The 8,250-nt window shown below is 42.3% G+C and carries 7 protein-coding genes, 1 tRNA gene and 1 pseudogene; all 9 read left to right on the top strand.

The features are described from left to right. Positions 1-109: pseudogene (locus tag C1A47_RS12975) on the top strand (elongation factor Tu); the annotation flags it as partial. A 50-nt stretch (positions 110-159) separates the two neighbouring features. Continuing rightward, positions 160-235 (top strand) — tRNA-Trp (locus tag C1A47_RS12970). Positions 236-312: 77 nt separating this feature from the next. Then, positions 313-753: a preprotein translocase subunit SecE gene (secE, locus tag C1A47_RS12965; protein ID WP_111895444.1), complete on the top strand. Its 441-nt coding sequence runs from the start codon at positions 313-315 to the stop codon at positions 751-753. 6 nt (positions 754-759) lie between these two features. Continuing rightward, the gene (gene nusG, locus C1A47_RS12960; protein ID WP_111895443.1) at positions 760-1,293 is read left to right on the top strand and encodes a transcription termination/antitermination protein NusG; all 534 of its coding nucleotides are present in this window, start codon (positions 760-762) and stop codon (positions 1,291-1,293) included. A 110-nt stretch (positions 1,294-1,403) separates the two neighbouring features. Further along, complete coding sequence (rplK, locus tag C1A47_RS12955; protein WP_004637639.1) at positions 1,404-1,832, top strand: 50S ribosomal protein L11; 429 nt, start codon at positions 1,404-1,406, stop codon at positions 1,830-1,832. Between the two features lie 3 nt (positions 1,833-1,835). Next, entirely contained in the window at positions 1,836-2,531 is a 696-nt protein-coding gene (gene rplA / locus C1A47_RS12950) for a 50S ribosomal protein L1 (protein ID WP_111895442.1), read from the top strand. Positions 2,532-2,831: 300 nt separating this feature from the next. Continuing rightward, complete coding sequence (gene rplJ / locus C1A47_RS12945) at positions 2,832-3,338, top strand: 50S ribosomal protein L10 (protein ID WP_111895441.1); 507 nt, start codon at positions 2,832-2,834, stop codon at positions 3,336-3,338. A 48-nt stretch (positions 3,339-3,386) separates the two neighbouring features. Next, a complete protein-coding gene (gene rplL, locus C1A47_RS12940) occupies positions 3,387-3,755 on the top strand; it encodes a 50S ribosomal protein L7/L12 (protein ID WP_111895440.1) in 369 nt (122 codons plus the stop codon). A 307-nt stretch (positions 3,756-4,062) separates the two neighbouring features. Beyond that, positions 4,063-8,148: a DNA-directed RNA polymerase subunit beta gene (gene rpoB / locus C1A47_RS12935; protein WP_111895439.1), complete on the top strand. Its 4,086-nt coding sequence runs from the start codon at positions 4,063-4,065 to the stop codon at positions 8,146-8,148. The last annotated feature ends 102 nt before the right edge of the window (positions 8,149-8,250 follow it).

The raw sequence follows: 8,250 nt of genomic DNA, 5'->3' as shown, positions 1-8,250 counted from the left end.
GTCAGTAGAATTGATCCACCCAATCGCAATGGACCCAGGTCTACGTTTTGCGATCCGTGAAGGTGGTCGTACTGTAGGTGCTGGTGTTGTTGCTAAAGTAACTGCATAATCACTGTTATAATATTTAAACCGAGAATCTAGATTCTCGGTTTACTTTGTAGGCCAGTAGTTCAATTGGTAGAGCGTCGGTCTCCAAAACCGAATGTTGGGGGTTCGAGTCCCTCCTGGCCTGCCACTTTATTTTCAAATTTAAAGCTTGATGCTGGCTAAATTGTCTTATAATAAGTCGCGAATTCTACGACGAGTATATCCATGTCGAATGATAAACTGCGTGACGCATTAAGCGACGCGCCAATCCCTCAAAGAAATAATTCTGCTGAAGTTGTTCGTTCTGGCTCACCACTGGATGTTGTTCTGTGGATTGTTGCGATTACGCTCTTTATTTGTGCGACCTTGGTGAATCAGTATCTTCCTGCATACTGGGCACCAGCAAACAATATTTGGGTGCGCATTGGTGTAATTTTAGCTTGTATCGTTGTGGCTTTAGGTTTATTATACGCCACCCACCAAGGCAAAGGATTTATCCGTTTGCTGAAGGACGCACGCGTAGAACTACGTCGAGTAACTTGGCCAACCAAGCAGGAAACAGTAACAACGTCATGGCAAGTGGTTCTTGTGGTTGTTATTGCTTCAATTGTGCTGTGGTGTTTTGACTACGCTTTGGGCTGGTTAGTGAAGTTGATTATCGGGTAAGAAGCTATGAAACGTTGGTATATTATTCATGCCTATTCAGGTTATGAAAAACAGGTGATGCGTTCACTTAATGATCGAATCCAGCGTAGCGCTGTAGCCGATAGCTTTGGTGATGTCCTTGTTCCTACCGAAGAAGTGGTAGAGATGAAGGATGGTAAAAAACGTAAGTCTGAACGTAAATTCTTTCCTGGCTATGTGTTAGTTGAAATGGAAATGAATGATGAAACTTGGCACATTGTGAAAGAGTGCCCTAAAGTTTTAGGTTTCATCGGCGGTACAGCAGAAAAACCTGCACCGATTACTCAACGCGAAGCAGATGCGATTCTTGCTCGCGTACGTAATACAGGTGAAGCACCTCGTCCTAAGACGATGTTTGAACCAGGTGAAGAATTACTTGTTATTGATGGTCCATTCACAGACTTTAAAGGTGTGGTGGAAGAAGTTCAATACGATAAATCGCGTTTAACGTTGACGATTAATGTATTTAATCGACCAACTCAAGTTGAATTGGAATTTCGCCAAGTCGAAAAAACCATTTAATTTGAATTGTTTGAAAAACGCCCGATTTATTCGGGCATTGTTATTGTAACGATTGTGTTACGAAAATAGTTTGGGGAGCCTAGCGGCGTCTGTACCCAGAGGTAATTAAAATGGCTAAGAAGATTGACGGCTACATCAAGCTGCAAGTTCCAGCTGGTAAAGCTAATCCATCTCCACCAATTGGTCCTGCATTGGGTCAACGTGGTGTTAACATCATGGCATTCTGTAAAGAATTCAATGCTGCGACTCAAAAACTTGAAGTTGGCTTGCCAATTCCAGTTGTGATTACTGTGTACAACGACAAGTCGTTCACATTCATCATGAAAACTCCGCCTGCATCTATTCTTCTTAAGAAAGCTGCTGGTATTCAAAAGGGTTCATCTGTACCTAACAAAACTAAAGTTGGTAAGTTGACTCGTGCTCAATTAGAAGAAATCGCGACTACTAAAGAACCAGATTTGACTGGTGCTGATTTAGACGCACGTGTTCGTACCATCGCTGGTTCTGCACGTTCTATGGGCTTGGAAGTGGAGCTATAAGACATGGCAAAGTTAACTAAACGTCAAAAAGCCATTGCTGCTGCTATTGAAGCAAACAAAGTTTACACTTTGGAAGAAGCAGTGCAAGTTCTTACTAGCCTTCCTGCTGCAAAATTCAAAGAATCTTTGGATGTTTCAGTAAACCTAGGTGTTGACCCTCGTAAATCTGACCAAGTTGTTCGTGGCGCGACTACACTTCCTGCAGGTACTGGTAAAACTGTACGTGTTGCAGTGTTTGCTCAAGGCGCAAATGCAGAAGCGGCTAAAGCTGCTGGTGCAGACATCGTTGGTTTTGATGATCTAGCTGAAAGCATTCAAGCGGGTAACCTTGACTTTGACGTTGTAATTGCTGCTCCAGATGCAATGCGCGTTGTAGGTAAATTAGGTACGATCCTTGGTCCACGTGGTTTGATGCCAAACCCGAAAGTAGGCACTGTAACTCCTGATGTTGCAGGCGCTGTGAAAAATGCTAAATCTGGTCAAGCACGTTACCGTGTAGACAAAGCGGGTATTATTCATGCTGCGATTGGTCAAGTAGGTTTCTCTGCTGAAGCTGTTCGCCAAAACGTTGAAACTTTAGTTGCTGACTTGAAAAAATTGAAGCCAGCGACTTCTAAAGGTGTATACATCAAAAAGATCACTTTGAGCTCAACTATGGGTCCTGGTCTTACTGTTGATGTAAGCAACGTTTCTAACTAAGTTTCGACTTAGAAAAGAATTTTAAAGTCCTGAAAGAGGAGAGTGAGTAAAGAAAGTCATCGATTTTCTTGATCATTCAGGTGGAAATAACCAATCCTCACTCAGGCGGACTTTGAATTGATAAGTGTAAATTTATCAGCGTCAAAGACCTCAGGCGAAAAAGGAAACTTTTTCTTAATAACCCAGCCTGCGTAGACGCGGTGGTGTGATTTGATCCTCCTCCGCGTGTAAGTTTGAAAAGACTTACGAATTGGGGTGTACCTGACATAGGTACATAAATCACCGTTAGGAGGTTTTACAATGGCTCTTCTTATCGAAGACAAAAAACAGATTGTTGCTGAAGTTAGCGAAGTCGCTGCGAAAGCATTTTCTGTTGTTGTGGCTAACTATCAAGGTTCAAGCGTAGAGCAATTAACACAACTTCGTGTTGAAGCTCGTAAGCTAGGTGTTACTACACGTATCGTGCGTAATACTTTGGCTAAACGCGCTCTTCAAGATACTCAATTCAATATCTTGAACGATGACCTTGTTGGCCCAACCATTCTAGGTTTCTCAACTTCTGAAGACGACATGGGTGCAGCAGCACGCTTGTTCGAAGAATTTGCAAAAGCTAACAAAGCATTTGAACTTAAAGCTGCAGCATTTGACGGCAAAGTTTATCAAGGTGCTGAAGTTAGCGTTATCGCAAATCTTCCGAACCAAGAAAAAGCGCTTACTATGCTTGCCAATGTTCTTCAAGCTCCTATTTCGAAATTGGGTCGCCTCATTACAGCGCTCAAAGAGAAAAACGAGTCAGAAGCTGCATAAGCTTAAATTTATTTACACACCATTCAATTTCCATTTGGAGTTATTCTCATGGCTTTAACTAACGAAGAAATCTTAAACGCAGTTGCTGAAAAAACTGTTCTTGAACTTGTTGAACTTATCTCTGCTTTCGAAGAGAAATTCAACGTATCTGCTGCTGCTGTAGCTGTTGCTGCTGCTCCTGGCGCTGCTGCTGCTGTTGAAGAACAAACTGAATTCAACGTTGAGTTGACTTCTTTCGGTGCTAACAAAGTTGCGGTTATTAAAGCAGTTCGTGAAGCTACTGGCCTTGGTCTTAAAGAAGCTAAAGATCTTGTTGAAGGCGCTCCTTCAGTTGTTAAAGAAGCAGTTTCTAAAGAAGAAGGCGAAGAACTTAAGAAAAAACTTGAAGAAGCTGGTGCTACAGTTACACTTAAGTAATCTTAAGCGGAGTCGATTTTTTTATAATCGACTCCAAAAAATGGCTGATGGCTCTTGGGTCATCAGCCTTTTTGCGTTACAATAATCGGCTCGATTTTTGTTCTTCTTGAGCGAAAACGAATATTTTATAAAATAACGCAATAAATCAAACGCTTACCAATATTTTTCAATAAAAAATATTGTTAAGCGTTTTATTACCACTCTAAATTGCAGCATTTGTAAGTAGTGGTGGCCATATCGGCTTGCGTAATTCCATCTAAATCCGAACTGCAGTCGGATTTAGTTTTGTACTTTCCGAGGACTCCAAATGGCATACTCATATACCGAAAAAAAACGGATCCGTAAGAATTTTGGTAAATTGCCTAAAGTGATGGACGTTCCGTACTTGCTTTCGATTCAAGTCGACTCGTACAGAACATTCTTACAAGATGGCAAGACACCAAAAAATCGAGAAGATATCGGACTCCAGGCCGCATTTCGTTCAGTTTTTCCAATCGAAAGCTATTCTGGCAATGCTGCATTAGAATTTGTTGAGTATAGCCTTGGTAAGCCAGAGTTTGATGTGCGCGAATGTATTCTTCGTGGCTCAACTTATGCGGCACCAATGCGCGTAAAAATTCGTTTGATCATTAAAGATCGCGAAACGAAATCAATCAAAGACGTTCGTGAACAAGAAGTCTATATGGGTGAAATCCCGTTAATGACTGAAAATGGTACGTTCGTAATCAACGGTACTGAGCGTGTAATCGTATCTCAGTTACACCGTTCACCTGGTGTGTTCTTTGACAGTGACAAAGGTAAAACACACGCGAACAAAACTTTATATTCTGCTCGTATTATTCCTTACCGTGGTTCATGGTTGGACTTCGAGTTTGATATTAAAGATCTTGTTTATGTACGTATTGACCGTCGTCGTAAATTGTTGGCAACTGTTATTTTACGTGCGTTGAACTACACAGATGGACAAATCCTAGACTTGTTCTATGAAAAAGTTCCTGTGTATGTCGATATGGGTAGCTACCAAATTGAATTGGTTCCAGATCGTCTACGTGGTGAAATGGCGCAGTTTGACATCGCTGATAGCTCAGGCAAAGTGATTGTTGAACAAGGTAAACGTATTAATGCACGTCACGTACGTCAAATGGAAGCATCAGGTTTAACAAAACTTCCTGTTCCTGATGAGTACTTGTATGAGCGTATCATTGCTGAAGACGTAACTTTACGTAATAGTGATGTGATTCCTGCAAATACATTGCTTAGCCATGACATCATGGTGAAATTGGCTGAAGGTGGTGTTAAGCAATTTAACATCCTGTTTACCAATGACATCGACCGCGGTTCATTCATCGCTGACTCTTTACGTGCAGATACAACATCTAGCCGTGATGAAGCGTTGGTTGAAATCTATAAAGTGATGCGTCCAGGCGAGCCACCAACGAAAGAAGCTGCTGAAAACTTGTTCCATAACTTGTTCTTCTCTACAGAACGTTATGACTTGTCTCCAGTAGGTCGTATGAAGTTTAACCGTCGTTTGGGTCGTCCATACGAAGTGGGTACTGATCAGAAATCTCGTGAAGTTGAAGGTATTTTGTCAAATGACGATATCATCGATGTAATGCGTACCTTGATCGAAATCCGTAATGGTAAAGGTGAAGTCGACGATATCGACCACTTGGGTAACCGTCGTGTACGTTCTGTTGGTGAAATGACTGAAAACCAATTCCGTGTTGGTTTGGTGCGTGTTGAGCGTGCAGTTAAAGAGCGTTTGAGCCAAGCAGAAACTGACAACTTGTCTCCACAAGATTTGATCAATGCGAAACCTGTTGCTGCGGCAATCAAAGAATTCTTTGGTTCAAGCCAGTTGTCACAGTTCATGGACCAAAACAACCCGTTGTCTGAAATTACACACAAACGTCGTGTATCAGCACTTGGGCCAGGTGGTTTGACACGTGAGCGTGCGGGCTTCGAAGTGCGTGACGTACACCATACACACTATGGTCGTGTTTGTCCGATTGAAACGCCTGAAGGTCCAAACATTGGTTTGATCAACTCATTGTCTGTTTATGCAAAAGCAAACGACTTCGGTTTCTTGGAAACTCCATACCGTAAAGTTGTTGATGGTCGTGTAACTGACGAAGTTGAATATCTTTCTGCAATTGAAGAAGTAGGTACTGTTATTGCACAGGCCGACTCAGCAGTTGATGCAGAGAATAACTTGATCGATGAAATGGTTACTGTTCGTCACCAAGGTGAAACAGTACGTATGCCTCCTGAAAAAGTGACGCATATGGACGTTTCTGCACAACAGGTTGTATCTGTTGCAGCATCATTGATTCCGTTCCTTGAACACGATGACGCGAACCGTGCATTGATGGGTTCAAACATGCAACGTCAGGCCGTTCCAACTTTGCTTGCTGATAAACCACTTGTGGGCACAGGCGTAGAAGCAAACGTTGCACGTGACTCTGGTGTATGTGTGATTGCAAAACGTGGCGGTGCCATTGAATTTGTTGACGCTTCTCGTGTCGTTATTCGTGTAAACGAAGATGAAATGATTGCGGGTGAAGCAGGTGTAGATATCTATAACCTGATCAAATACACACGTTCTAACCAAAACACTTGTATCAACCAAAAAGTTCTTGTGAACTTGGGCGATAAAGTAGGTCGTGGTGATGTATTGGCTGATGGTCCTTCTACCGATGGCGGTGAGTTGGCATTGGGTCAAAACATGCGTGTTGCGTTCATGACATGGAACGGCTTCAACTACGAAGACTCGATCTTGCTTTCTGAACGTGTACTTCAAGAAGACCGTTTAACTTCGATTCATATTCAAGAGTTGTCATGTGTAGCACGTGATACCAAGTTAGGTGCAGAAGAAATTACTGCTGATATTCCTAACGTAGGTGAAGCTGCGCTTTCTAAACTTGACGAATCAGGTATCGTTTACATTGGTGCTGAAGTCACAGCAGGGGATATCCTTGTTGGTAAAGTCACACCAAAAGGCGAAACTCAGTTAACACCAGAAGAAAAATTGCTTCGTGCAATCTTCGGTGAAAAAGCAGCTGATGTGAAAGACTCTTCTTTACGTGTTCCATCGGGTACTAAAGGTACTGTAATTGACGTTCAAGTCTTCACACGTGATGGTCTAGAAAAAGACGAACGTGCGCAAGCAATTGAAAAAGCTCAATTAGATGCATACCGTAAAGACTTGAAAGAAGAATACAAAATCTTCGAAGAAGCGGCTCGCGAACGTATTATCCGCTTATTGACTGGTCAAGAGTCAAATGGTGGTGGCACGACTAAACGTGGTGACAAACTGACTGACGCTGTTTTATCTGGTCTTGAGTTGGTTGATCTACTTGAAATCCAGCCGACTGATGAAGCAATTGCTGAGCGTTTAAGTCAAATTCAAGTGTTCTTGAAAGAAAAGAGCGCTGAAATTGATGAGAAATTTGCTGAGAAAAAACGCAAACTTTCTACAGGCGATGAACTGACAACTGGCGTATTGAAAGTTGTTAAAGTTTACTTGGCTGTAAAACGTCGCATCCAACCGGGTGATAAAATGGCGGGTCGTCACGGGAACAAAGGTGTTGTATCAAACATCTTGCCTGTAGAAGACATGCCGCATGACGCTAACGGTGTTCCTGTTGACGTGGTATTGAACCCTCTGGGTGTACCATCACGTATGAACGTGGGTCAGATTCTTGAAACACACTTAGGCTTGGCTGCTAAAGGTTTGGGTGAGCAAATCGATAAGATGCTCAAACAACAACGTACCATGATTGAGTTACGTGACTTCCTTGACAAGATCTACAACAAAGTTGGTGGCGAGCAAGAAGAGCTTGATAGCTTAACTGATGAAGAAGTACTGGTGCTTTCAGGTAACTTGCGTAAAGGTGTTCCTTTAGCAACTCCAGTATTTGATGGTGCTGAAGAGAACCAAATCAAAGAATTACTTGATCTTGCTGGTTACTCGAAGACAGGTCAAATGGAGCTGTACGATGGTCGTACAGGTGAGAAATTTGATCGTCCTGTAACTGTAGGTTACATGTACATGCTGAAACTTAACCACTTGGTTGATGACAAGATGCATGCGCGTTCAACTGGTTCTTACTCATTAGTGACTCAACAGCCGCTTGGTGGTAAAGCACAGTTCGGTGGTCAGCGTTTCGGTGAGATGGAAGTCTGGGCACTTGAAGCATACGGTGCAGCATACACACTTCAAGAAATGCTTACTGTGAAGTCGGATGACGTTGAAGGTCGTACCCGTATTTATAAGAACATTGTAGATGGTAACCACTACATGGATCCGGGTATGCCTGAATCGTTCAACGTATTGACCAAAGAGATCCGTTCTTTAGGTATCAACATTGAACTGAAAAATGGTGACTAAATCTCTCCATTAAATCTCCCTAAATCCCTCTTTGAGAAAGAGGGACTTTCCCCCTTTTTAAAGGGGGAGTAGGGGGATTAAATCAGTTAAGAAACAATATTT

The sequence above is a fragment of the Acinetobacter sp. MB5 genome (assembly GCF_003261585.1).
In the GTDB taxonomy this organism is placed as follows: domain Bacteria; phylum Pseudomonadota; class Gammaproteobacteria; order Pseudomonadales; family Moraxellaceae; genus Acinetobacter.
Note: the sequence above shows the minus strand (reverse complement) of the source record. Positions and strands in the feature narration are given on the sequence as shown.